This is a genomic window from Pseudomonas putida (assembly GCF_004357765.1).
Lineage (GTDB): Bacteria > Pseudomonadota > Gammaproteobacteria > Pseudomonadales > Pseudomonadaceae > Aquipseudomonas > Aquipseudomonas putida_U.
Genome location: NZ_SMTE01000014.1, coordinates 133,679 through 156,857 on the forward strand (window position 1 = coordinate 133,679; position 23,179 = coordinate 156,857).

At 63.1% G+C, this 23,179-nt stretch carries 22 protein-coding genes and 1 riboswitch; of the genes, 9 read left to right on the forward strand and 13 right to left on the reverse strand.

Features of this window, described 5'->3' with window-relative positions:
- Positions 1–9 precede the first annotated feature (9 nt).
- Positions 10–1,023 carry a ferrochelatase gene (gene hemH, locus E2H86_RS20950; RefSeq protein ID WP_133331303.1) on the forward strand — a complete coding sequence of 338 codons (1,014 nt, stop codon included), beginning with the start codon at positions 10–12 and terminating at the stop codon, positions 1,021–1,023.
- A gap of 79 nt (positions 1,024–1,102) precedes the next feature.
- Here hemH and E2H86_RS20955 read toward each other — a convergent pair whose 3' ends face one another.
- The gene (locus E2H86_RS20955) at positions 1,103–2,377 is read right to left on the reverse strand and encodes a uracil-xanthine permease family protein (protein ID WP_133331305.1); all 1,275 of its coding nucleotides are present in this window, start codon (positions 2,375–2,377) and stop codon (positions 1,103–1,105) included.
- A gap of 2 nt (positions 2,378–2,379) precedes the next feature.
- The gene (upp, locus tag E2H86_RS20960) at positions 2,380–3,018 is read right to left on the reverse strand and encodes a uracil phosphoribosyltransferase (protein ID WP_133331307.1); all 639 of its coding nucleotides are present in this window, start codon (positions 3,016–3,018) and stop codon (positions 2,380–2,382) included.
- Between the two features lie 161 nt (positions 3,019–3,179).
- Here upp and E2H86_RS20965 point away from each other — a divergent pair, with 161 nt between their 5' ends.
- Positions 3,180–3,737: a hypoxanthine-guanine phosphoribosyltransferase gene (locus E2H86_RS20965; RefSeq protein WP_133331309.1), complete on the forward strand. Its 558-nt coding sequence runs from the start codon at positions 3,180–3,182 to the stop codon at positions 3,735–3,737.
- A gap of 54 nt (positions 3,738–3,791) precedes the next feature.
- Here E2H86_RS20965 and E2H86_RS20970 read toward each other — a convergent pair whose 3' ends face one another.
- The 4 genes from E2H86_RS20970 to E2H86_RS20985 form a co-directional block, all read right to left on the reverse strand.
- The gene (locus E2H86_RS20970; protein ID WP_133331311.1) at positions 3,792–4,607 is read right to left on the reverse strand and encodes a M48 family metallopeptidase; all 816 of its coding nucleotides are present in this window, start codon (positions 4,605–4,607) and stop codon (positions 3,792–3,794) included.
- 100 nt (positions 4,608–4,707) lie between these two features.
- Complete coding sequence (locus E2H86_RS20975) at positions 4,708–5,328, reverse strand: SOS response-associated peptidase (protein WP_133331313.1); 621 nt, start codon at positions 5,326–5,328, stop codon at positions 4,708–4,710.
- A 15-nt stretch (positions 5,329–5,343) separates the two neighbouring features.
- Positions 5,344–5,604 (reverse strand): putative signal transducing protein, encoded by a 261-nt coding sequence (locus E2H86_RS20980; protein ID WP_133331315.1) that lies wholly within the window; start codon positions 5,602–5,604, stop codon positions 5,344–5,346.
- Positions 5,604–5,789, reverse strand: a complete 186-nt coding sequence (locus E2H86_RS20985; protein WP_133331317.1) for a CPXCG motif-containing cysteine-rich protein — start codon at positions 5,787–5,789, stop codon at positions 5,604–5,606. The genes E2H86_RS20980 and E2H86_RS20985 overlap by 1 nt, the downstream gene beginning before the upstream one ends.
- 120 nt (positions 5,790–5,909) lie before the next feature.
- Here E2H86_RS20985 and E2H86_RS20990 point away from each other — a divergent pair, with 120 nt between their 5' ends.
- Positions 5,910–7,079 carry a 1-acyl-sn-glycerol-3-phosphate acyltransferase gene (locus E2H86_RS20990; protein WP_165976110.1) on the forward strand — a complete coding sequence of 390 codons (1,170 nt, stop codon included), beginning with the start codon at positions 5,910–5,912 and terminating at the stop codon, positions 7,077–7,079.
- Positions 7,080–7,110: 31 nt separating this feature from the next.
- On the opposite strand, the gene E2H86_RS20995 is transcribed toward E2H86_RS20990, so the two are convergent.
- Entirely contained in the window at positions 7,111–7,371 is a 261-nt protein-coding gene (locus E2H86_RS20995; RefSeq protein WP_133331321.1) for a hypothetical protein, read from the reverse strand.
- Between the two features lie 157 nt (positions 7,372–7,528).
- On the opposite strand from E2H86_RS20995, the gene E2H86_RS21000 reads away from it, so the two are divergent.
- Positions 7,529–7,735: a hypothetical protein gene (locus E2H86_RS21000; RefSeq protein ID WP_133331323.1), complete on the forward strand. Its 207-nt coding sequence runs from the start codon at positions 7,529–7,531 to the stop codon at positions 7,733–7,735.
- A gap of 125 nt (positions 7,736–7,860) precedes the next feature.
- Here E2H86_RS21000 and E2H86_RS21005 read toward each other — a convergent pair whose 3' ends face one another.
- Positions 7,861–8,445, reverse strand: a complete 585-nt coding sequence (locus E2H86_RS21005) for a YajG family lipoprotein (RefSeq protein ID WP_133331325.1) — start codon at positions 8,443–8,445, stop codon at positions 7,861–7,863.
- Positions 8,446–9,191: 746 nt separating this feature from the next.
- Here E2H86_RS21005 and mqo point away from each other — a divergent pair.
- On the forward strand, positions 9,192–10,697 hold the full coding sequence (gene mqo / locus E2H86_RS21010) for a malate dehydrogenase (quinone) (protein WP_133331327.1): 1,506 nt from the start codon (positions 9,192–9,194) through the stop codon (positions 10,695–10,697).
- A gap of 72 nt (positions 10,698–10,769) precedes the next feature.
- On the opposite strand, the gene E2H86_RS21015 is transcribed toward mqo, so the two are convergent.
- The 5 genes from E2H86_RS21015 to E2H86_RS21035 all read right to left on the reverse strand — a co-directional run bounded on the left by E2H86_RS21015 (position 10,770) and on the right by E2H86_RS21035 (position 14,552).
- Positions 10,770–11,060: a PA4642 family protein gene (locus E2H86_RS21015; protein ID WP_133331329.1), complete on the reverse strand. Its 291-nt coding sequence runs from the start codon at positions 11,058–11,060 to the stop codon at positions 10,770–10,772.
- Positions 11,061–11,128: 68 nt separating this feature from the next.
- Complete coding sequence (locus E2H86_RS21020; protein ID WP_133331331.1) at positions 11,129–11,599, reverse strand: hypothetical protein; 471 nt, start codon at positions 11,597–11,599, stop codon at positions 11,129–11,131.
- Between the two features lie 103 nt (positions 11,600–11,702).
- Positions 11,703–12,284, reverse strand: coding sequence for a TMEM165/GDT1 family protein (locus E2H86_RS21025; RefSeq protein WP_196172254.1), 582 nt, complete (start codon positions 12,282–12,284; stop codon positions 11,703–11,705).
- 90 nt (positions 12,285–12,374) lie between these two features.
- Positions 12,375–12,496: riboswitch (yybP-ykoY riboswitch) on the reverse strand.
- A gap of 38 nt (positions 12,497–12,534) precedes the next feature.
- A complete protein-coding gene (locus tag E2H86_RS21030) occupies positions 12,535–13,533 on the reverse strand; it encodes a class I SAM-dependent methyltransferase (RefSeq protein ID WP_133331335.1) in 999 nt (332 codons plus the stop codon).
- A gap of 53 nt (positions 13,534–13,586) precedes the next feature.
- Positions 13,587–14,552 carry a 2-hydroxyacid dehydrogenase gene (locus tag E2H86_RS21035; RefSeq protein ID WP_133331337.1) on the reverse strand — a complete coding sequence of 322 codons (966 nt, stop codon included), beginning with the start codon at positions 14,550–14,552 and terminating at the stop codon, positions 13,587–13,589.
- A 185-nt stretch (positions 14,553–14,737) separates the two neighbouring features.
- Here E2H86_RS21035 and E2H86_RS21040 point away from each other — a divergent pair, with 185 nt between their 5' ends.
- The 4 genes from E2H86_RS21040 to E2H86_RS21060 all read left to right on the forward strand — a co-directional run bounded on the left by E2H86_RS21040 (position 14,738) and on the right by E2H86_RS21060 (position 23,080).
- A complete protein-coding gene (locus tag E2H86_RS21040) occupies positions 14,738–16,420 on the forward strand; it encodes a fatty acid--CoA ligase (protein WP_133331339.1) in 1,683 nt (560 codons plus the stop codon).
- Positions 16,421–16,749: 329 nt separating this feature from the next.
- Entirely contained in the window at positions 16,750–18,669 is a 1,920-nt protein-coding gene (locus E2H86_RS21050) for a DUF1302 domain-containing protein (protein WP_133331341.1), read from the forward strand.
- Between the two features lie 25 nt (positions 18,670–18,694).
- A complete protein-coding gene (locus tag E2H86_RS21055) occupies positions 18,695–20,059 on the forward strand; it encodes a DUF1329 domain-containing protein (protein WP_133331343.1) in 1,365 nt (454 codons plus the stop codon).
- A gap of 303 nt (positions 20,060–20,362) precedes the next feature.
- Positions 20,363–23,080, forward strand: coding sequence for a LuxR C-terminal-related transcriptional regulator (locus E2H86_RS21060; RefSeq protein WP_133331344.1), 2,718 nt, complete (start codon positions 20,363–20,365; stop codon positions 23,078–23,080).
- The last annotated feature ends 99 nt before the right edge of the window (positions 23,081–23,179 follow it).

Consider the following 23,179-nt stretch of genomic DNA (forward strand, 5'->3'; position numbering starts at 1 on the left):
GGACGCTGCATGACCGATCACGCTCTGTTGCTGGTCAACCTGGGTTCCCCAGCTTCCACTTCGGTTGCCGATGTGCGCCGTTATCTCAATCAGTTCCTCATGGATCCCTACGTCATCGACCTGCCATGGCCGGTGCGGCGCCTGCTGGTATCGCTGATCCTGATCAAGCGCCCCGAGCAGTCGGCGCATGCCTATGCTTCGATCTGGTGGGAGGAAGGCTCGCCGCTGGTGGTGCTGACCCGCCGCCTGCAGGCGGCAATGGTCGAACACTGGCCCCATGGCCCGGTGGAAATCGCCATGCGCTATGGCCAACCGGCCCTGCCCGAAGTGTTGGCCCGTCTTGCCGCTCAAGGCGTGCGCAAGGTCACCCTGGCGCCGCTGTATCCGCAATTTGCCGACAGCACCGTGACCACCGTGGTGGAGTTGGCGCGCCAGACCCTGGCCGAACGCTCGTTGCCTCTGGAACTACGAGTATTGCAGCCGTTCTACGAGCATCCCGAATATATCGAGGCGTTGGCCGCCAGTGCGGCACCCTACCTGGAGCAGGACTACGATCACCTGCTGCTGAGCTTCCATGGCTTGCCCGAGCGGCATCTGAAGAAGCTCGACCCCACGGGAACCCACGATTTCCAGGCGGCCGACTGCTGCCAGGATGCCAGCGCCGAGATGCGAGCGGTGTGCTATCGCGGCCAGTGCCTGGCCACCGCCAGGGCGTTCGCGACGAAGATGGGCATCGCCGAGGGCAAGTGGTCGGTGTCGTTCCAGTCGCGCCTGGGGCGGGCCAAGTGGATCGAGCCCTATACCGAGGCGCGTCTCGATGAGCTGGCCAAGGCCGGGGTGAAGAAGCTGTTGGTGATGTGCCCGGCGTTCGTCGCCGACTGCATCGAAACCCTCGAAGAAATCGGCATGCGCGGTAGCGAGCAGTTCGTCGAGGCGGGAGGCGAGGAATTGGTCTTGGTGCCGTGCCTGAACGACCACCCGCAGTGGGCGAGTGTGTTGGCGGGGATGTGCGAGAAAGTCTGAGTGTCTGAGCGGGCCTTATCGCCGGCAAGTTGGCTCCTACACGTGTAGGAGCCCGCTTGTCGGCGATGAAGACGAGGGCTCAAGACACCTGGTCGTCGAGTTTCTTGTGCTTCCAGCTGTCGTTGCCGGGCAGGATGAGGTTCAGGGCAATCGCGACCACGGCGCACAGGGCGATGCCTTTGAGGCCCCAGTCATCCGGGCCGTCGCCGCTGCCGACCAGCACGCCGCCGATACCGAACACCAGCGTCACGGACACGATCACCAGGTTGCGTGCCTCGGCCAGGTCGACCTTGTGGCGGATCATGGTGTTCATGCCTACCGCGGCGATGGAGCCGAACAGCAGGCAGAGGATGCCACCCATCACCGGCACTGGAATGCTCTGCAGCAGCGCGCCGAACTTGCCGATGAACGCCAGCGTGATGGCGAAGATCGCCGCCCAGGTCATGATCTTCGGGTTGTAGTTCTTGGTCAGCATCACCGCGCCCGTCACTTCGGCGTAGGTGGTGTTGGGTGGGCCGCCGAACAGACCGGCTGCGGTGGTGGCCAGGCCATCGCCGAGCAGGGTGCGGTGCAGGCCAGGTTTCTTCAGGTAGTCACGACCGGTCACACTGCCGACTGCGATTACCCCGCCGATGTGCTCGATGGCCGGGGCCAGCGCCACCGGGACGATGAACAGGATCGCCTGCCAGTTGAACGCGGGGGCTGTGAAGTTGGGCAGCTCCAGCCAGGGCGCGGCGGCGATCTTCGCGGTGTCGACGACGCCAAAGGCGAACGACAGGGCAAAGCCGACCAGCACGCCGGCAATGATCGGCACCAGGCGGAAGATGCCTTTGCCGAACACAGCCACGATCAGGGTGGTCAGCAGGGCAGGCATGGAAATCAGCATGGCGGTCTTGTACGGCAGCAATACGCTGCCGTCACCGGCCTTGCCCATGGCCATGTTGGCGGCGATCGGGGCCATGGCCAGGCCGATGGAGATGATCACCGGGCCGATCACCACCGGCGGCAGCATGCGGTCGATGAAACCGGTGCCCTTGATCTTCACCATCAGGCCCATGAAGGTGTACACGAAGCCTGCGGCCATGACCCCGCCCATGGTCTCGGCCAGGCCGAACTGGCCTTTGGCGAGGATGATCGGGGTGATGAAGGCGAAGCTCGAGGCCAGGAACACTGGGACCTGTCGGCCGGTGACCAGTTGGAACAGCAGGGTGCCGATACCGGCCGTGAACAGCGCCACGTTCGGATCGAGGCCGGTGATCAGCGGCATCAGCACCAGGGCGCCAAATGCCACGAAGAGCATCTGCGCGCCGGAAACGACCTGGCGCCAGAGCGGGTCGTTGAAGCCGTCCTGCATGGTCAGGCGTCCTTCTGCTTGGTGCCGAAGATCTTGTCGCCGGCATCGCCCAGGCCCGGGATGATGTAGCCATCCTCGTTCAGACGCTGGTCGATCGAGGCGGTGTAGATCCGTACGTCCGGGTGGGCCTTCTCGACCGCCTCGATGCCTTCGGGGGCGGCGACCAGGACCATGGCGCGGATATCACGGCAGCCGGCTTTCTTCAGCAGATCGATGGTGGCGACCATCGAGCCGCCGGTGGCGAGCATCGGGTCGATGATCAGGGCCAGGCGCTGATCGATTTCCGGGGCGAGCTTTTCCAGGTAGGTATGCGCTTCGAGGGTTTCCTCGTTGCGGGCAACGCCCACGGCACTGACCTTGGCGCCAGGGATCAGGCTGAGCACGCCGTCGAGCATACCGATGCCGGCGCGTAGAATCGGTACGACGGTGATCTTCTTGCCGGCAATCTTCTCGACCGGCACTTTGCCGCACCAGCCGTCGATTTCGTAGGTTTCCAGGGGCAGGTCCTGGGTCGCTTCGTAGGTCAGCAGCGCGCCAACTTCCTGGGCGAGCTCGCGAAAATTCTTGGTGCTGATGTCGGCGCGGCGCATCAGGCCGAGCTTGTGGCGGATCAGCGGGTGGCGGATCTCACGAGTGGGCATAGGGGGGGCTCCGAAAGGCGGGCAAAAAAACCGCGCTAGATTAATCTATTCAGCCTGTGCTGTCGTGCAGTCATTCTGCACGTTAGTCCATAAACGCTTGATCTGTGACGAGCGGATGCGTACCTTTGCCCGCTTTTCCAAATTGCCCCCCGGAGAGCGCCATGTCCGCTGATCTCGAGCACATCCGCCAAGTCATGCGCGAAGCAGACTGCCTGTACAACGAAGCCGAGGTCGAAGCCGCCATCGCCAAGGTCGGCGCGCAGATCAGCGAAGACCTGCATGACAAGAACCCGGTCGTGTTCTGCGTGATGAACGGTGGCCTGATCTTCGCCGGCAAGCTGCTGACCCACCTGCAGTTCCCGCTGGAAGCTTCGTACCTGCACGCGACCCGCTACCGCAACCAGACCAGCGGCGGCGAACTGTTCTGGAAGGCCAAGCCGGAAGTGTCGTTCATCGACCGCGACGTGCTGATCGTCGACGACATCCTCGATGAGGGGCACACCCTCAGCGCCATCATCGAGTTCTGCAAGCACGCCGGTGCGCGTGCCGTGCACACCGCCGTGCTGATCGACAAGGATCACGACCGCAAGGCCAGCCCGGATCTCAAGGCCAGCTATATGGGCCTGCCGTGCGTCGACCGTTACATCTTCGGTTATGGCATGGACTACAAGGGCTACTGGCGCAACGCCAACGGCATCTTCGCCGTCAAAGGGCTGTGACAGGCGCAGGCCTGCCTGCAGGGCGCAGGCAGGCTTGCGGCCAGATGAGGTGGGTTACTTCTTCGCAGCCTGGTACAGCGGCATCACTTTCGGGATGGCCGCCTGCAGCGAGGCGATCCGGCTGCTCGATGCCGGGTGGGTGCTCATGAACTCGGGCGGTGCGCCTTCGGACGCTGCGCTCATCTTGTTCCAAAGGGTGATCGCGGCATTCGGGTCATAGCCGGCGCGGGCGGAGAGCTCCAGGCCGATCAGGTCGGCTTCGTTCTCATTGGAGCGGCTGTTGGGCAGGGTCATCGCATAGTTGACCACCTGATCCGCCAGACCCAGGGTGTCATCTCCCAGTCCAAGCAGGGCGCCGGCCCCCTGGCGGGCCATGGCCACGCCATAGGCCTTGGACATGGCTTCTCGGCTGTGCTCGCGCAGGGCGTGGGCGATCTCGTGGCCGACCACTGCGGCGATCTCGGCATCGGTCAGCTTGAGCTGGTCGATCAGGCCGGTGTAAACGATGATCTTGCCGCCAGGGCCGCAATTGGCATTGAGCTCGTCGCTCTTGATCACGTTGACTTCCCAGTCCCATTGCGCGGCATCCGGACGGAACTGCGGCGCCTGGGCGATCAGGCGGGTGGCGATGGCCTGGACGCGCTTGGCATCGCTGCTCGATTTGTCCAGCACGCCTTTGGTTTTCGCCTCGCCGAGGGTTTCGGTGTACGACTGGGCGTACATCTGGTTGACCTCATCGGTCGAAAGCATGCTGAACATGTACTGCTTGCGTTCGACCCCGACGGCGCCGCCGCTGGTGGTGTTCACCGCCTGGCAGCCGGCCAGCAGGATGCTGGCGCTCAGGACGCTGACAACAAATGACTTACGCATGAAAAACACTCCCTTTTTTGCATGGCGGTATCCTAGGCGCAGTCGCCTGGGGCGGCTATAGCCGCACGGAAGATTTATTTCGGCAAGACGCCCCCAACCTTCAGGCGGGCGTCAGACACTCCGGGGCATCCAGCTTGGGGTCGTTGACGAAATGCGCCAGGGCCCGCTCGCGCAGCGTTGCAGGCGGGCTGGCGAGCAGCTCGTGTAGCCGTGACAGCGGAGTGTCGGGATCCAGCCACGCCGCTTGTCCGGCTTCATCGAGGATCAGAGGGCGACGCTGGTTCATCGCTGCCTGGGTGACCACCGCACAACTCAGCCAGACTTGGTCCTGCACCGGGTAGGCTTCCCACACGGCAGCGAAATACAGTGACGAACCTTCACCTGGGGTCAGCCAGTAGGGGCGCTTGCGTACCGAGCCGCGCCATTCGTAGAAGCCGTTGGCAGGCATCAGGCAGCGCCGTTGGCGCAAGGCTTCGCGGAACATGGGCTGTTCGGCCAGGGTTTCGGCACGGGCATGGGCCGGGGTGCGGGACAGGTCGGTGAGCCAGGCCGGGGTCAGCCCCCAGCGCGCCTTGGCCAACTGCGGCTGGCCGTCGATCTGGCGTTGAATCAGCACCGAGGCACCGGGCGAGATGTTCCATTGCGCAGGCTGGCCTTCGGGAAAGCCTGGCAGATTGGCCAGGGCCTGGGGCCAGCGAAACAGGGCGTAGCGTCCACACATGGGCGAATTGAGAACCTAGCAGATCAAGGTACCGGGAACATGCTCCGGTTCGTCGCCGGCAAGCGGCTGGGCATCATTGTACGCATCGATCAGCTGCCGTGCGTAGTCGGCCTGCTCGTCCGGCACGGCCAGGCCAAGCAGGCCGTGCACCGGCAGCTCGCCGACAGCGCCGATCAGGTCGCGGCCGATCAGGTGGACATCCACGCCCTCGCTGGCGAGCATACCCATCAGCATCTGCGCTTCGAGCAGGTTTTCCGGTTCGTAGATTCTGCGCATCAGGCATCGTCCTCACGTCTGACATCGAGCATCCATTCGTCACCGTGGACCTGCAGAATGAACAGGACCGGTCGACAGCATACCTGGCAGTCCTCGATGTATTGCTGATCGCCGCCGGAAAGGTCGATCGTGGTTTCCACCCGCTCGCCACAATAAGGACAATCGTAGAAGTCGGTTTCCAGCATCGCGGCCTCCGCGCTGACTTGTGCGTATAATTGCCGATCTGTCTTCAGGGCCTGTGCGTGTCCGAGCCGTTTCTTGGGCCCTCCCTGAATTATTACCCTAGCCGTTTCCAACAAGAGAGCATGATGGGCGAATTCGATGCCATCCGACCGTACGACGACGCTGAGGTCCCTGCCGTTCTGGCGCGCCTGCTCAGTGACCCGGCATTCCTCGATATCCTCACCCACTTCCGCTTCCCGCGTGCTGCGGGTGCCTTCGGCTGGCTGCTCAAGCCGCTGATCGCCCGCCGCCTGCGCCAAGAGTTCGCTGGTGTCACCTGCGTCGCGACCCTGCAGGACAAAGTCGAGTACTACGTCGACCGGACCATCGACCGCGCTACCGACGGGGTGACCTACTCGGGCGTCGAGCAGCTCAAGTCGGGCACCGCCTACCTGTTCCTGGCCAACCACCGGGACATCGTCATGGACCCGGCTTTCGTCAATTACGCGGTGTACCACGCCGGTCTGCCCACGCCGCGGATCGCCATCGGTGACAACCTGCTGCAGAAGCCCTTCGTCAGTGACATGATGCGCCTGAACAAGAGCTTCATCGTGCACCGTTCGATCAGCGGCCGCCGCGAGAAACTCGCCGCCTATCAGTTGCTGTCGGCCTACATCAATCACTCGATCCGCAACGACTGCGTGTCGATCTGGATCGCCCAGGCCGAAGGGCGGGCGAAGGACGGCGACGATCGTACCGATTCGGCGATCCTCAAGATGTTCCACATGAGCCGTAAGGACGAAGCATTCGGCGCGGTGATCCAGGGTCTGAACCTGATTCCGGTTTCGATCAGCTACGAATACGACCCCTGCGACCTGGCCAAGGCTCGTGAGCTGTATATCCGCGCCACCACCGGTACCTACAAGAAGGCGCCGGGTGAGGACGACAACAGCATCGCCAAAGGCATTACCGGCTACAAGGGCCGGGTGCACATCAACTTCGCCCCGCCGGTGACCGAGTACTACGAGGACACCAAGCAATTGGCACAGGAAATCGATCGGCAGATCCTCGGTGGTTACCGGCTGTTCCCGGTGCACTACCTGGCTTACGCGATGTGGGACGAAAAGGACGAAGCCCTGCAGGTGCCGAGCGCCGAGAAGCTGTTCCCGGCAGACGAGTTGGCCAAGGCCAGAGAAGAGTGGCAGCGCCGCCTGGACGCCTGTCCGGTCGAACAACGGCCTTACCTGGTATTGCAATACGCGACCCCGGTGCGCAATCAGTACCAGGTCAGGCAGCAGGCGCCAGTGGCTTGAACCGCCAGGGGCCGCAACGCGGCCCCACAGTTCAGACCCAGGTGCTGAACCAGGACAGCAGCAGAGCCATGGCCAGGCACGAGAAACCGAGGATGTAGTAGTAGCGCGGCACGCGTTGATCGACTGCGTCCACCACACCTTCGTCCACCGCCAGTCGTTCGCGGGCCATCGCCTCGCGGCGCCGTGCGCTTTGCAGCAGCAAACCGCCTGGGCAGGTCAGCACTAATGCCAGCAGATTGATCAGCTTGGTCGGATGGGCGGCCAGGAACCCCCAAAGCACGTGCAAGGACATCGAGCAACCTCGGTCGGAACATCGGAAGGCTGGCATTCTACCCAAAGCCGACGCCCATGCTCCGGCTTGGCGACCAACTGTCATCTAATTTCATGTGTCACACGCTCGTCATCAGAACAGGCCACCCTGTCGGCCTTTCGATCAGACGGAGCTTGTCATGCTGCACGCCGAAAACCAGGACCGCCTTTACCTCGTCGCCCAGAACGATGAGCAACAGGCGTTGATCGACGGTTTCGCCATCAATGTTCAGGACCGCCAGTGGTTGGTCTATTGTGCGCTGGGAGGGCATGCCCACGACGACCTGCCCGAGGTGGATGCCGGTACCGGTGTCAGCGTGCTCGACTTCCATATAGAAGCGGCCTAGGCCGCGATTGCCGTGCGGAAATGCCTGTCGTGGGGTTTGTGGGGGCTGTGAGATACCTCACGACAGGCATAAAAAACCCGCTCCCTGATACCAGGCAGCGGGCTTTTGGCTCATCCAGGACGCGCTTATTCGGCCAGGACCTGACCGATGGTCGGATCCTTGAACAGGCGGGTGAGGGCGTCGCTGAGCACGTCGCTCACCAGCTTGGTGTTGGTTTCCTGGTTGGGCGCCATGCCGAAGCGCTGGTCCAGCGAAGCGCCATAGCGGCCACTGTAGCGGCGGCTGGCGTTGGACACGTCGGCACGGAAGGTGGCCCCGATGGTGGCCTCGGTCACGTACAGGTTGTCCTTGGGCGACTGGTACTTGAGCTCGGCCAGGGTGACGGTGAGCTGCGGCGCATTGCCGGCGTTGGCGGTCGGGGTGAAGCCCAGCAGGCGCACGGCTGCTTCGGCCTGGGCCTGCAGCTTGGGCACCACGTCGTTGCCGCTGACGCTGATGGTGCTGGTTTCCGGGTACATGCCACCGCGGGTGCCGAGGGCTTGCGAGGCACGACCGTCAACCACGCGGACCACCACAGGCTGGCCATGGCCGACCGGGGCGAGCTGAGCGGTGAGCTGGGGTTGCGGGCTGAGTTGTTGCGGGCTGTGGGCACAACCGACCAGGCTGAGGCTGGCCACGGCGAGCACACCGAACAACAGACGTTGCAACATGCGCGTTTCTCCAGAAAAGACGGCAAAGGCGAACAGTATACCTAGCCTCGCGACGCCCAGTCATCGGTCACGAGGTGGGTCTGCGGCGGGTTTTTGCAACCGGGCACAACGACGCATGCAGGGTTGCAGTCCGATAACCGGACAAACGCTGCAATAAAAACCACGATTTCCGACCTTTCTGTCCGCGACATCGTTATAATCTCCCCCCGATTATAAGGACGTCTCCTGATCGGGCCCCGCATTCGCCGTCTGACCCCGGCACCTTCACCGCTTCGCCCACAGAGAGCCTTCCACTCAGGTCTTGCATCGGCTGTCGTGCCTGCTTTTCCGGCCCTTCGCACTGCATGAACCTGTGGGTTGCCATCGCGCAGTCCCCTTTTGAGGTTCACGTCTCCAAAAGAGCGTGAAAAAACGGTTTTTCACAACTTCACGAGAGTGTGGCGAGCAATGAACAGTCTGGCATGTGCAAAAGCGACAGATGTGTCCCGAACAGCCCTGAACAGGCGGCAGGATCGCTCATCGCGGATGGGTGACTGAACCCTTCCCATAACGCACGCAGGGCACCCTTGACCATAAGTCGAATTGCCGCATCCGTGGCAAACGGCGTTCAATAGATGAACCCGAAGACTGATTGGCGTGTCCGCGGAAGTTGCAAGAACTGCGAAGAGTCGGACATGGCGATCCCTGGCGACCCCAGTGATCCTATGCTGTCAATTAGGTAGCTGTAGATTGTGGAGACGCGTTAAATGGCGCAGAACGAATCGGTTGATGTGGTATTGGTAGGCGCGGGCATCATGAGTGCCACCCTGGCCGTACTGCTCAAGGAGCTCGACCCGACCCTCAAGCTGGAGGTCGTCGAGGCGATGGACTCCGGGGCCGCGGAAAGCTCCAACCCCTGGAACAACGCAGGCACCGGCCACGCCGGTCTGTGCGAGCTGAACTACACGCCCCAGGCCGCCGATGGCAGCATCGACATCAAGAAGGCCGTGCACATCAATACCCAGTTCGAGGTCTCGCGCCAGTTCTGGGCCTATCTGAGCAAGAAAGGCAACTTCGGCTCGGCTCGTGCCTTCATCAACCCGGTCCCGCACCTGAGCTATGTCGAGGGTGACAAGGGTATTTCCTTCCTCAAGAAGCGCTATGAACTGCTCAAGCAGCACCATGCCTTCGCCGAGATGGAATACACCGAAGACCAGGCCGTGATGAAGGATTGGATGCCGCTGATGATGCCGGGTCGCCCGGCTGACCAGCGCATTGCCGCCACGCGCGTGCTCAAGGGCACCGACGTCAACTTCGGCGCTTTGACCAACAAGCTGCTCAAGCTGTTGGGCGATGCTCCGGACGCTCAGGTCAAATACAGCAAGAAGGTCGTCGGCCTGCGCCGTAACGGCAGCGGCTGGACCGTCAGCATCAAGGACGTCAACAGCGGCGGCAGCCGTGAAGTGGACGCCCGCTTCGTATTCCTCGGCGCCGGTGGCGCTGCCCTGCCATTGCTGCAACTGTCGGGTATTCCAGAGAGCAAAGGCTTTGGCGGCTTCCCGGTCAGCGGCCAATGGCTGCGTTGCGACAATCCGGAAATCGTCAAGCAACACCAGGCCAAGGTCTACAGCCAGGCTGCGGTCGGCGCGCCGCCGATGTCGGTGCCGCACCTCGATACCCGTGTGGTCGACGGCAAGAAATCGCTGCTGTTCGGGCCTTACGCCGGCTTCACCACCAAGTTCCTCAAGCACGGCTCGTTCATGGACCTGCCGCTGTCGGTGCGCATGGGCAACATCGGCCCGATGCTGGCTGTGGCGCGCGACAACATGGACCTGACCAAGTACCTGGTCAGCGAAGTGATGCAGTCCATGGAGCAGCGTCTGGAGTCGCTGCGTCGTTTCTATCCAGAAGCGAAGGCCGAGGACTGGCGCCTGGAAGTGGCCGGTCAGCGCGTGCAGATCATCAAGAAGGACCCGAAGAAGGGCGGCATCCTGCAGTTCGGCACCGAACTGGTCTCGGCCCAGGACGGCAGCCTGGCGGCTCTGCTTGGTGCTTCGCCAGGCGCTTCGGTGACCGTCTCGATCATGCTCGAACTGATCGAGCGTTGCTTCCCCGAGCAGGCCAAGGGTGCCTGGGCTGCCAAGCTCAAGGAAATCTTCCCGGCACGCGAGAAGACCCTGGCGACCGATGCGGCGCTGTACAACAAGATCAGCGCCGAGAACGACGTGGCGTTGGAGCTTGTGGAAAACAGCCCGGCCAAGCATTACGCCTGATTCGGCCCGAAACGAAAAAACGCCCCGAGGGGCGTTTTTTTGTGGCTTTGGCTTGCCAGTACAGACGACCGATCAGCCGCGAGCCTTGGCGATGATCTCGACGTACTCCGGCGCGTTGCGCTGGTCTTCGATCAGTTGGACGAAGGTCTTGCCGTGCTCGTCCTTGCCGTCCAGGTCATAGCCTGCTTCGACGAAGAACCCGACGAACCGCTCGAAGTCATCGACGCGCAGGCCGCGGTAGGCCTTGACCAGCTTGTGCAGCGAAGGCGAAGTCACGCCGTCGGCCGGTTCGAATTGAAGGAACGTCTTGACGTAGTCATCGCTGATCTCGTCACCAATCACCTGCTTCTTGTCTTTGCGCATTGCCGGCTCCAACTGGACCATCACGGAATTTCGAAGGCCGGCAGTGTACTCCCCAGGGGCGGCGGGCCTCAACGCGTACGTACGGTGCCGGTATGCAGGTCGGCCCAGATGTGGCCGTTGGCGTAGGTCAGGAATTGCACGTACAGGGTCTCGTGGCGCAACAGGTCCATGATCACCCGGTAGTCGCTGACCGGGTAGTTCAGGCTCAGGGTCCTCGTGCGTTCGTCGTAGACGGGCTTTTTCAGGCTCTTGCCGGCTTCGCCATCGAAGGTCAGAAGTACCTGGCTGATGGTCGCCCCCTTGCTCAGCGGCTTGCCCTTCAGGCGCATCTGCAACGAGGAGGTGATCGGGATCGGTTGCTGATCGGACGGGCGCTGGGCGCCGACCACCACCGAGTAGTCGGTGACCTGCAGCAGTTGCTGGCCGGTGGGCGCCTCCTGGCGCAGCGACTGGTCGTCGGCAGGCAGGAACTGGCCGTGCATCGGCGCGGCGACCGCTGGCAGGCTCAGCGCCAGCAGCAGAGGAAGAATCGCACGCATGTGTAGCTCCATATCCTGTAGCTCCTAGGCATCGGCAGGCCACTCTAGCATGCCCTGTCCACTGACATCGGAACAGGGCTGCCGGGCAGTCCTGATGGCGGTGTCAGCCGACCCAGCCACTTGCCTTCATCGCCGAGTACACAGCGACGACCGCCAGTACGAAGAAGGCTGCGGCGGCCAGGCGGCGAATCAACGCCAGTGGCAATTTCTCGGCGGCGAAATTGCCCGCCAGGACCACGGGAACATTGGCGATCAGCATACCCAGGGTGGTGCCGATGATGACCATGATCAGGTGCGGATACTGGGCAGCCAGCATCACCGTGGCCACCTGGGTCTTGTCACCGATTTCGGCCAGGAAGAAGGCGATCAGTGTGGTCAGGAATGGGCCGAAGCGGCGCGCTGGGTTCTCGTCATCGTCCATCTTGTCCGGCACCAGGGTCCACAGCGCGGTGGCGGTGAAGCTTGCAGCGAGGATCCAGTGCAGCATCGTTTCGCTGAAGAACCCGCTGACCCACGCCCCTACGGCGCCGGCGGCAGCGTGGTTGGCCAGGGTGGCGGCGATGATGCCGGCAATGATCGGCCAAGGCTTGCGAAAGCGGGCAGCGAGGATGAGCGCGAGCAACTGCGTCTTGTCGCCGATTTCAGCGAGAGCGACGATTGCGGTGGGGACGAGCAGAGATTCCAGCATCAGGTTTCCTACGGGGGCGGGTCGACACGGCTATGACACGTACGACCTCCCCGCCCCGGGTAAGGTGTGCGTGTCATAGGTCTTGTCAAACCCTGGGTCCGTCTGTGCGGACCTCGGGTCGCACGCGCCATGGCCTGTGGGCCAAGTATGTTGACGCGTACCGGGCGAGCAGGGCGCTCGCGGGAGACTACTCCCCTAGGACGGAGCGGATTCTGCCTAGCCGAAACGATTTCGGCAAGCCCTGTTTTTATCCGCGTGTGGCCCGGTAGATGCGAAAGCCGTCGGCTTCGGCGCAGGTCTGGCAGTTGCCGAGGGCACCTTCGATCAGCGGTTGGTAGCGCAGGAAGCTGTTGGCAACGAGGCGTATTTCGCCACCTTTTCGCAGATGTTGTCCGGATTTTTTCAGCAGGTTTTCCGAGGCCTGGTAATTGGTGTGGACCCCGGTATGGAACGGCGGGTTGCTCAGGATCAGGCTCAGGTCAGTCGGTGCAGCGTCGATGCCGTCACCGCTGATCACCTCACCCTGCAAACCGTTGGCGGCCAAGGTCAGGCGGCTGGCCGCCACCGCGAAGGCGTCCACGTCCAGCAGGGTCACCCGACTCTGTGGATAACGGCGCTTGACCGTGGCGCCGAGCAACCCGGCGCCACAGCCGAAGTCCAGCACATGACCGACCGGCAACTCGTCGAGGTGCTCGAGCAGCAGTGCGCTGCCGCGGTCGAGGCGGCCGTGGCTGAAGACGCCGGGCAGGCTGATCACTTGCAGCGGGCCGTCGGCAAGGTCCAGCTCGAAGCGTTCTGCCAGGCTTTCCAGCGGCTTGGCCACCGGGGGCTGGTCCACAGTCACCTGCCACAGTTGGCAATGACGGGCGCTGTCGAGTTTGCGCGGCTTGCCCAGGGTTTGCAGCTGCTTGGACGCACCCTCGATACCGCCGCGTTTTTCGCCTACCAGGTAAAGCTCGCGCCCGCCGAGGCGGGCGGCCAGGGTGTTGATCAGATAAGCGGCCAGCTCACGTGACTTGGGCAGGAACAGTACGGCGGCGTCGAGCGCCATGGCCGGCGGCTCGACACCGTAGTGGCAGCGTCCGGCAAAGCGATTGTCGAGCATGGCCTGGTCGCCCGCGTGCCAGACCCAGGCCTGGGCCTCTGGCAACTGGCCGAGCAGACCGTCGGCCGGCGCACCGGCGAGCAGCAGCGGGCCCTGGAACAGCTCCGCCTGGCGGAGCAACACTTCACTGCGCGGGTCCATGGACGATGCCTCCTGGAAAAAGTCGCGCAGTGTAGCAGAGGCTGCTTTTGGACTCAGCTGACTACGCGGCGGGGCTGGCCGGCGAAGAACGCCTGGGCATTCTCGCTGAGCTGGCCGACGATTCGCTGACGTGCTTCCACCGCGCCCCAGGCGCTGTGCGGGGTAATCAGCAGGCGTGGGATATCGTCGGCCAGGAGTGGATTGCCGGCAGTCGGAGGCTCGACACTGAGCACGTCGGTGGCAGCACCGCCCAGGTGGCCGCTGCGCAGGGCGTCGGCCAGGGCCTGTTCGTCGATCAAGCCGCCCCGGGCGGTGTTGACCACCAGCGCGCCCGGCTTGAGCAGCTCCAGCTCGCGACTGCCGATCATGTGCCGGGTGTGGTCGTTCAGCGGACAATGCAGGGTCAGCGCATCGACCTGGGGCAGCAGTTCGTCCAGTGGCAGGCGATCGTCGCGGGCTGGGCGTCCGGGGATCTGCCCGCTCAGTACGCGCATGCCGAACGCTTCGGCCAGCCGCGCCACCGCGCCACCCAGTTCGCCGTGGCCGAGCAGGCCAAGGGTCTTGCCTTCCAGTTCGACGATCGGGAAATCCAGCAGGCAGAACTGCTGGGCCTTGGCCCATTCCCCCGCCGCCACCGCCCGGTTGTAGTCCACCAGGCGCGTGGCCAGGGCCAACAGCAGCGCGAGGGTGTGCTGCGCAACCGACGGGGTGCCATAGCCTTGGCAATTGCACACTGTGATGCCTTGGGCGCGAGCGGCGGCCAGGTCGACGTTGTTGGTGCCAGTGGCCGCTACCAGGATCAGCTTGAGCTGTGGATTGGCCGCCAATGTCTGGGCATCGAGCACGACCTTGTTGCTGACCACCGCGACCGCACCTTGAAGACGCTCGGCCACCTGCTCGGGGCGGGTGGCGGCGAACAGCTCGAACTCGTCGAACTGCTGCCGCAGAGGCGAGAGGTCGAGATCGCCCAGGTCCAGGGATTGGTGATCGAGAAAGACGGCGCGACGCGGGGTGGGCATGGGAGGCTCCGGCTGCTGGCTGAGTGGTTGTCAGCGCAGTGTCTAGCCCGCGGCTGTCACTCGTCAACGCTTGCCGCTCATACCTCAGGCGGGCAAATCATTCCTTTGGCTGATTTGGTCGTCACATTGGCGGTCTACAGTAGTTGCAGACTTTGACCGGCATGCGTTTCAGAGAAGGAATACCTATGTTGCAGACCCGCATCATCAAGCCAGCCGAAGGGGCTTACACCTTTCCACTCCTGATCAAACGACTGCTGATGTCTGGCAGCCGTTACGAGAAGACCCGCGAGATCGTTTACCGCGACCAGATACGCTTGACCTACCCTCAGCTCAACGAGCGCATCGCCCGCCTGGCCAACGTACTCACCGAGGCAGGTGTGAAGGCCGGCGACACGGTGGCGGTGATGGACTGGGACAGCCACCGCTATCTGGAATGCATGTTCGCCATCCCGATGATCGGCGCGGTGGTGCATACCATCAACGTGCGTCTGTCGCCCGAGCAAATCCTCTACACCATGAACCACGCCGAGGACCGCGTGGTGCTGGTCAACAGCGACTTCGTCGGTCTCTACCAGGCGATTGCCGGGCAGTTGACCACGGTGCAGAAAACCCTGCTGCTGACCGATGGCGAGAGCAAGACCGCCGACCTGCCCGATCTGATCGGCGAATACGAGCAACTGCTCGCTGGCGCCAGCCCTTGCTACGATTTTCCCGACTTCGACGAAGACTCGGTGGCCACTACCTTCTATACCACCGGCACCACCGGCAACCCCAAGGGCGTGTACTTCACCCATCGCCAATTGGTGCTGCACACCCTCGCCGAAGCCTCGGTCACCGGCAGCATCGACAGCGTCAGGCTGTTAGGCAGCAACGATGTGTACATGCCCATCACCCCGATGTTCCACGTGCACGCCTGGGGCATCCCCTATGCGGCCACCATGCTCGGCATGAAGCAGGTCTACCCTGGGCGCTACGAGCCCGAAATGCTGGTCAAGCTGTGGCGCGAGGAGCGGGTGACCTTCTCTCATTGCGTGCCGACCATCCTGCAGATGCTGCTCAACTGTCCTTCATCCCAGGGTCAGGACTTCGGCGGTTGGAAGATCATCATTGGCGGCAGCGCGCTCAATCGTTCGCTGTACCAGGCCGCGCTGGCCCGCGGCATCCAGCTGACCGCCGCCTACGGCATGTCGGAAACCTGCCCACTGATCTCGGCCGCGCACCTGAACGACGAATTGCAGGCTGGCAGCGAAGACGAGCGCGTCACCTATCGGATCAAGGCGGGCGTCCCCGTGCCGTTGGTGGAAGCGGCGATCGTCGATGGCGACGGCAATTTCCTGCCGGCCGACGGCGAAACCCAGGGCGAGTTGGTGCTACGGGCTCCGTGGCTGACCATGGGCTACTTCAAGGAGGCGGAGAAGAGCGAGCAGCTCTGGCAGGGCGGCTGGCTGCACACTGGTGATGTCGCCACCCTTGACGGCATGGGCTACATCGATATTCGCGATCGCATCAAGGACGTGATCAAGACCGGCGGCGAGTGGGTGTCGTCGCTGGATCTCGAGGATCTGATCAGCCGCCACCCGGCCGTCCGTGAAGTGGCTGTGGTGGGCGTGGCCGACCCGCAGTGGGGGGAGCGTCCGTTCGCCCTGTTGGTGGTACGCGACGGCCAGGCGGTGGATGCCAAGGCACTGAAGGAGCACCTGAAGCCTTATGTCGAAGAAGGTCACATCAACAAGTGGGCCATTCCCAGCCAGATCGCCGTTGTTACTGAAATTCCCAAGACCAGCGTAGGCAAGTTGGACAAGAAGCGTATTCGCCTGGACATCACCCAGTGGCAGGCCAGCAACAGCGCATTCCTCTCGACCTTGTGAAGGGTGATCGGGTTGCGGGCTTTGCTCCGCAACCCCTGAACTAGAGCGGTTTTCCCTTGCCAAATGAAGAGAATGAGCCATGCTTTCGCGCAATTCACCCGCAGCTTCCGGCCTGCGTCGGCACCTGTCGCAGTGGCTGTGCAAATCACACTTTAGAGGGATCAAGCACCTGGGCCTGCTGGCTATAGTCGGATCAGGTGATTTTCAGGAATGGGGGAGGGCGACACGCGCAAGCCTTGTCGCTGCGGGCGCAGGCCTGCACACCGGTCGCACGGGCCGTTTCTGAAAGGACTCACTGCCATAACAAAAAAGTACATGGAGTAGCGTCGATGAAATCTGCAAACCTGTTCTGGCGCCGGGCCAAGCTGCCCATGGCCGTCAGCCTTGCTTCCACGCTCGCAAGTCCAGCTTTTGCCGTCAGCTTCAACATCGGAGAGATCGAAGCGCAATTCGACTCCTCGCTTTCGATCGGCGCCAGTTGGTCCACCGCCAACCCCAACAAGAACCTGATAGGCGTCAACAACGGTGGCAAGGGGCTTTCGCAGACCTCGGACGACGGCCATCTGAACTTCAAGAAGGGCGAGACCTTTTCGAAGATCTTCAAAGGCATCCATGACCTGGAACTCAAGTACGGCGACACCGGTGTGTTCGTCCGTGGCAAGTACTGGTACGACTTCGAACTCAAGGACGAAAACCGCGAGTTCAAGGACATCAGCGATTCCAACCGCAAGGAGGGCGCCAAGTCGTCCGGAGCCGAGCTGCTCGATGCCTTCGTCTACCACAACTACAGCATCGCCGATCTGCCGGGCACCGTTCGCCTTGGCAAGCAAGTGGTGAGCTGGGGTGAGAGTACCTTCATCGGTGGAGGCATCAACGCCATCAACCCGATCGATGTCTCGGCCTTCCGTCGCCCAGGGGCGGAGATCAAGGAAGGCCTGATCCCGGTGAACATGTTCTACCTCCAGCAGAGCGTCACCGACAATCTGTCGGTCGAGGGCTTCTATCAGCTGGAATGGGACCAGACGGTGGTCGACAACTGCGGCACCTTCTTCTCCCAGCCTGACGTGATCGCCGACGGTTGCAACAACAACCTCGCGGTGCTGGCCAAGCAATCGACCCTGAGCGGTGCGCTGGGCCCATTGTCGGCGCCGGTGCTTGGCACACTTGGAGCACAGAACGTGTCCTGGGGCTCGCCCGACGAAGGCGTGATCGTGCGCCGTGGTGCCGACCGCGATGCCCGCGACAGCGGCCAGTTCGGCGTCGCCATGCGCTACATGTTCGAGCCGCTGAACACCGAATTCGGTGGCTATTTCATGAACTACCACAGCCGCGCGCCGATCTTCAGCGGGCACGGTGCCGATGCCCAGTACTTCGACCCGAACAACCTGGCTGCGGCACTGGTTGGCGCTGGGGTACCCCCTTCGGTGCTGGCCAACCTGCTACCCTCGCTGATGCCTCTGGTGGTCGCCGGCAACTCCAGCTACTACGTCGAATATCCCGAGGACATTCGGCTCTACGGCTTGAGCTTCTCGACCACGCTGCCGACTGGCACCGCCTGGAGCGGTGAGATCAGCTACCGGCCGAACGCTCCTGTGCAAATCAATACGACGGACATCCTGTACTCCGGCCTGACCCCGCTCAACCCCGACGTATCGGTGTTGCCCGGTACGCCTGGGGCGGACCAGCCTGGCTACCGGCGCAAGGAAATCACTCAGCTGCAGACCACCTTCACCCACTTCTTCGACCAGGTCATGGGTGCAGAGCGCCTGACCATGGTCGGCGAGATTGGCTGGACGCATGTCGGTGGCCTGGAGAGCACCCGCAAGATTCGTTACGGACGTGATCCGGTATTCGGCCCGGGCCCTTTGCCGAACGGCCAGTGCGAGGCGCTGAACAGCAGCACCCTGGGCACCGGCGACGCCAACAACGTGTCGCGCTATTGCGAGAACGATGGCTACACCACCACCGATTCCTGGGGTTACCGGGTGCGCGCGATCTGGGATTACAACAACGTTTTCGCCGGGGTCAACCTGCGCCCCAGCGTGGCCTGGTCGCACGACGTCGATGGTTACTCGCCGGGCCCGGGCGGCAACTTCGAGGAAGGGCGCAAGGCGATCAGCCTCGGCCTGGATGCGGAGTACCAGAACACCTACACCGCGAGCCTGTCGTACACCAACTTCTTCGACGGCAAGTACAGCACCGTGGATGACCGCGACTTCGTCGCCCTCAGCTTCGGCGTGAACTTCTAAGAACACTGATCCAGGACGACACGAGATGAACAAGACCAGAAGTCTGCTGCAAGTCGGTGTGCTGGGCCTGTCCCTGCTGGCGACCAGCGTCATGGCCGCGGTATCCGCCGAAGAGGCGGCCAAGTTGGGCACCACCCTGACGCCGATGGGCGCGGAAAAGGCCGGCAATGCCGACGGCAGCATCAGTGCCTGGGCTCCGCTGCCCAAGAACGCGGGCAGCGTCGATGCCAAGGGCTTCCTGTCCGACCCCTATGGCAACGAGCAGCCGCTGTTCACCATCACTGCGCAGAACGTCGATCAGTACAAGGACAAGTTGTCGCCAGGGCAGGTGGCGATGTTCAAGCGTTATCCACAGACCTACAAGATTCCGGTGTACAAGACCCACCGTGGTTCGACGGTGCCTGACGACGTGTTCGCCGCCATCAAGGAAAACGCCACCAAGACCACTCTGGTCGAAGGAGGTAACGGCCTGAGCAACTTCCGCACCGCGGTTCCGTTCCCCATCCCCAAGAGCGGTATCGAGGTGATCTGGAACCACATTACCCGCTACCGGGGAGGCAGCGTATCCCGCCTGGTGACCCAGGCGACGCCACAGCAGAACGGCTCCTACAGCCTGGTTAACTTTCAGGACCAGTTCGTATTCCGCGACCGGATGAAGGACTACGATCCGAATGACCCAGGTAACGTGCTGTTCTACTTCAAGCAGAAGGTCACCGCACCGGCGCGGCTGGCTGGGACGGTGCTGCTGGTGCACGAGACACTTGACCAGGTCAAGGAGCCGCGCAAGGCGTGGATCTACAACGCCGGCCAGCGGCGGGTGCGCCAGGCGCCCCAGGTCTCGTACGACGGACCAGGGACCGCTGCCGATGGCCTGCGTACCTCGGACAACCTGGACATGTACAACGGCGCGCCGGACCGCTATGACTGGAAACTCGAGGGCAAGAAAGAGCTGTACATCGCCTCGAACACCTACAAGCTGGACTCCCCCACCCTGAAGTACGCCGACATCCTCAAGGCCGGACACATCAATCAGGACCTGACCCGTTACGAGCTGCGCCGCGTCTGGCATGTGGTGGCGACGTTGAAGCCGGGACAGCGGCATATCTACGCCAAGCGTGACTTCTATATCGACGAAGACACCTGGCAAGCCGCGGTGATCGACCAGTACGACGGTCGTGGCCAGCTGTGGCGGGTGTCCGAGGCCCATGCCCAGGATTACTACAACGTGCAGGTGCCCTGGTATACCCTCGAGGCGATCTACGATCTGCAATCCGGTCGGTATCTGGCGTTGGGCATGAAGAACGAAGAAAAACGGGCCTACGATTTCGGTTTCAGCGCCAGCAAGAGCGACTTCCAGCCGGCAGCGTTGCGTCAGGAAGGAGTGCGTTGAGGCGGGGCTGTCTTCACATCTTCAGCGCCTAGAAGATCGAGCGCCGCGCGGGCGGCGCTCGATACCCGCAGCACTGCAAACTCCCCGCGCACACCTCCACGCTCTTCAACCGCCACGCCCGCCATCACCCCCCTGAATACCCCACCAAACCCCTGATCTAGCCGCGATAGAACGCGTCTGTTGCTTTTTGTCGTAGTCTTTTGCCAGCGACTGGCTCCCATCATCTTCAAATGTGCCGTTTTACCGGCTAGTCTCGGAACAATCCGTTTACCGCCGTAGTTTGCCAACCAGAACGAGCCGGCCATGACAGATCTGTCCCGTACGCATGGATTCGCCAGCCAGGCCTTGGGCCTGCTGGACGGGCGCTTCTTTCGGCCGCCACTGCCTGAAGGTCATGTGGCGCGCCCACGCCTGTGCCAGCGATTGCAGGCCGGGTTGGGTGGACGTCTGTTGCTGGTCAACGCCCCCGCAGGGTTCGGCAAGAGCTCGCTGGCCATCGAGTTCTGCGAGGCGCTGCCCGAACATTGGCGCAGCCTGTGGCTTGGTCTGAGCCAGCGCGACGCAGATCCCGGTCGCTTTCTCGAACGCTTGCTCGAAGGCCTGCAGCAATACTGCCCGGCGCTGGGTGGCCAGGCCATGGGCCTGCTGAAAATGCGACAGCGTCATCAGCCGTTCGCTTTCGAGGAGTGGCTCGATAGCCTGCTCGATGAGCTGGCGGTGTACCTGCAACCGGAAACGCCATTGCTGCTGGTGCTGGATGACTACCATCTGGCCCAGGGGGCGGTACTCGATCGCTGCCTGCAGTTCTTCCTCAACCACCTGCCGCCCGGCTTGGTGCTGCTGGTCACCAGCCGCCAGCGTCCCGACTGGCACCTGGCGCGGCTGCGGCTGTCACGCCAACTGGCCGAGCTCAATGAGCAGGACCTGCGGCTGACCGCCGACGAGGCTTTGGCAGTGATCGGCTGCCAGCCTACCGGCCTGCGTGGCCAGGCCCTGGACAACCTGATCTCACGCAGCGATGGCTGGGTGGCGGGACTGCGTTTCTGGCAGTTGGCGGCCAGCGAAGGCGGTGATGAACAAGCCCTGCCCCAGGCTCTGCATGGCGGAGAGGGCCTGATACGCGACTACCTGCTCGAAGAGGTCATCGACCTCCTGCCGCCGGAAGTGCAGGCGTTTCTCGACGATACCGCGTGCCAGGAGCGTTTCTGCGCCGAGTTGTGCGATGCCGTGCGCGAACGTGGCGACAGCCGCGAGATACTGCGTTACCTGCAGGCTCACCAGGTGTTCCTGGTGCCGCTGGACGAGCATGGCAACTGGTTCCGCTACCATCACTTGTTTTCCGACCTGCTGCGCAGCCGTCAGGCCAGCGAGCCCTTGGCGCGCCTGCATCTGCGCGCCTGTGGTTGGTTCGAGCGTCAAGGGCTACTGGATGAAGCCGTGGAGCAGGCCTTGCGCGCCGGCCATCTCGATGTGGCTGCAGACCTGGTCCAGAGTCTATCGGAGGAGCAGTTACTGGCCGAGCAGAACGTTGGCATGTTGTTGCGCTGGAAGATGGACCTGCCGGACAGTCTGTTGATCAGCACCCCGCGTCTGATCGTGCTGTACAGCTGGGCCCTCGGCCTGGCCTGTCAGCTGGATGCGGCCGAAGAGTTGGCGGGTTATCTCAGCCGCTTCCTGCCCGCACCCTCAGCCACTGCGCAGCGGTCGATGCTGGCCCAGTGGCTAGCGCTCAGCGGGGTCATCGCTCGCGGGCGCGGCGACCGCGAGCGGACCCTGGTCTACTGTGGTGAAGCTCTGCAAAGCTTGCCGGACAAACGCTACGGACAGCGCCTGGTGTGCCTCTCGACGTTGTCCAACCTGGCCATTGCCGACGCCGATTTCTGGCGCGCCCGCGGCTGGAACCGCGAGGCGCTGGAGCTGGCCCAGCGGGTCGGCAATCCGCTGTTCGAGGCGCTGGCCCACTATGACCGGGCGCGGGTGCTGCATGCCCGTGGCGAGGTGCTGCGTGCCTTGGACGAAGTGCGCCAGGGGCAGCAGCGGCTGCAGGGGTTGTCGGCGCAGCGTTTGTACGCCGTGCGTGCTCGGCTGACACTCTACGAAGGTTACCTGCTGGTGGCCCGCCTGCAGAACAACCAGGGCCGTGCGCGCCTGCGTGCCGGGCTCAGCGAGGCGCGTGCCTGCCGAGACATCAGCGTGCTCATTGGGCATTGCGTGATCGCCTCGCTCGACGGCCGCGAGGGGCAGTTCGCCGAGGCCTTCGCCGAGTTGGCCGAGGCCGAGCGTTTGATGCATATCTGGGACGTACCACCGATCTTCTACCTGGCCATGATCACCCTGGTGAAGTGCGAGCTCTGGCTGGCCCAGGGACGCACCGACCTGGCCGAGTCGTGGCTGCTGCGCCTGGGGCAGACCTACGGCGGCGAGCAGCCGGCAGCGGCGCCGGAATTCCACCCCCTCCTGCCCCTGCATATCGAACTGCAGCAGGCCTTGCTGGAGCGCGCCCACGGGCATGTCGACGCGGCGGCCCGGCGGCTGGCGTTGTTGGTCGAGCGCGGTCTATCCAGCGGTGGTACGTTGCTGGCGGCACATGCACTGTGCCAGTCCATCGCGCTGCGGCTCGCCTTGGGGCAAGTCGCTCAGGCCGGCACATTGTTGCCGCAGGCCCTCGAGGCCGCCCGGGGAGGTGTACTGCAAACCTTCCAATCCTTGCTGCAAGAGCATCCGGTCTGGCTGCGTGAACAGTTGCTGGCCAGCCCTGGCTGTCCGGTTCAGGCGCAGTTGCTGGCACTCCTGCCGGAGCCGCCGCAGGCCGAGAGCGCCCACGGCGAAGCACTGAGCGGACGCGAACGCGCCGTGCTCGAGTTGATCGCCCAGGGTTGCTCTAACCAGCAGATCAGCGAGCGCCTGTTCATCTCGCTGCACACCGTCAAGACCCACGCCAGCCATATCAACAGCAAGCTCGGCGTGGAGCGACGCACCCAGGCGGTGGCCCGGGCCCAGTCGCTGGGGCTTTTGCCCTGAGGGTTGGGGTCGCCGACAAACAATGGCAATATGCCATTTATGATCAAGGCACCAGCCGCCGCTCATCTTTCCAGGCCAACTGCCGATAAAGCAGTTGGC

Bases quoted from the DNA above. Each gene is read 5' to 3' on its own strand.
- E2H86_RS20970 (WP_133331311.1), bottom strand. From the start codon at position 4,607: ATGCGTAAGTCATTTGTTGTCAGCGTCCTGAGCGCCAGCATCCTGCTG.
- E2H86_RS21015 (WP_133331329.1), bottom strand. From the start codon at position 11,060: ATGCGCAAAGACAAGAAGCAGGTGATTGGTGACGAGATCAGCGATGAC.
- E2H86_RS21050 (WP_133331341.1), top strand. From the start codon at position 16,750: ATGAAATCTGCAAACCTGTTCTGGCGCCGGGCCAAGCTGCCCATGGCC.
- E2H86_RS21055 (WP_133331343.1), top strand. From the start codon at position 18,695: ATGAACAAGACCAGAAGTCTGCTGCAAGTCGGTGTGCTGGGCCTGTCC.
- E2H86_RS20980 (WP_133331315.1), bottom strand. From the start codon at position 5,604: ATGCGCAGAATCTACGAACCGGAAAACCTGCTCGAAGCGCAGATGCTG.
- E2H86_RS21060 (WP_133331344.1), top strand. From the start codon at position 20,363: ATGACAGATCTGTCCCGTACGCATGGATTCGCCAGCCAGGCCTTGGGC.
- E2H86_RS20975 (WP_133331313.1), bottom strand. From the start codon at position 5,328: ATGTGTGGACGCTACGCCCTGTTTCGCTGGCCCCAGGCCCTGGCCAAT.
- hemH (WP_133331303.1), top strand. From the start codon at position 10: ATGACCGATCACGCTCTGTTGCTGGTCAACCTGGGTTCCCCAGCTTCC.
- E2H86_RS21000 (WP_133331323.1), top strand. From the start codon at position 7,529: ATGCTGCACGCCGAAAACCAGGACCGCCTTTACCTCGTCGCCCAGAAC.
- upp (WP_133331307.1), bottom strand. From the start codon at position 3,018: ATGCCCACTCGTGAGATCCGCCACCCGCTGATCCGCCACAAGCTCGGC.
- E2H86_RS21040 (WP_133331339.1), top strand. From the start codon at position 14,738: ATGTTGCAGACCCGCATCATCAAGCCAGCCGAAGGGGCTTACACCTTT.
- E2H86_RS21035 (WP_133331337.1), bottom strand. From the start codon at position 14,552: ATGCCCACCCCGCGTCGCGCCGTCTTTCTCGATCACCAATCCCTGGAC.
- E2H86_RS21020 (WP_133331331.1), bottom strand. From the start codon at position 11,599: ATGCGTGCGATTCTTCCTCTGCTGCTGGCGCTGAGCCTGCCAGCGGTC.
- E2H86_RS20990 (WP_165976110.1), top strand. From the start codon at position 5,910: ATGATGGGCGAATTCGATGCCATCCGACCGTACGACGACGCTGAGGTC.
- E2H86_RS20955 (WP_133331305.1), bottom strand. From the start codon at position 2,377: ATGCAGGACGGCTTCAACGACCCGCTCTGGCGCCAGGTCGTTTCCGGC.
- E2H86_RS20995 (WP_133331321.1), bottom strand. From the start codon at position 7,371: ATGTCCTTGCACGTGCTTTGGGGGTTCCTGGCCGCCCATCCGACCAAG.
- E2H86_RS20985 (WP_133331317.1), bottom strand. From the start codon at position 5,789: ATGCTGGAAACCGACTTCTACGATTGTCCTTATTGTGGCGAGCGGGTG.
- E2H86_RS21005 (WP_133331325.1), bottom strand. From the start codon at position 8,445: ATGTTGCAACGTCTGTTGTTCGGTGTGCTCGCCGTGGCCAGCCTCAGC.
- mqo (WP_133331327.1), top strand. From the start codon at position 9,192: ATGGCGCAGAACGAATCGGTTGATGTGGTATTGGTAGGCGCGGGCATC.
- E2H86_RS21030 (WP_133331335.1), bottom strand. From the start codon at position 13,533: ATGGACCCGCGCAGTGAAGTGTTGCTCCGCCAGGCGGAGCTGTTCCAG.
- E2H86_RS20965 (WP_133331309.1), top strand. From the start codon at position 3,180: ATGTCCGCTGATCTCGAGCACATCCGCCAAGTCATGCGCGAAGCAGAC.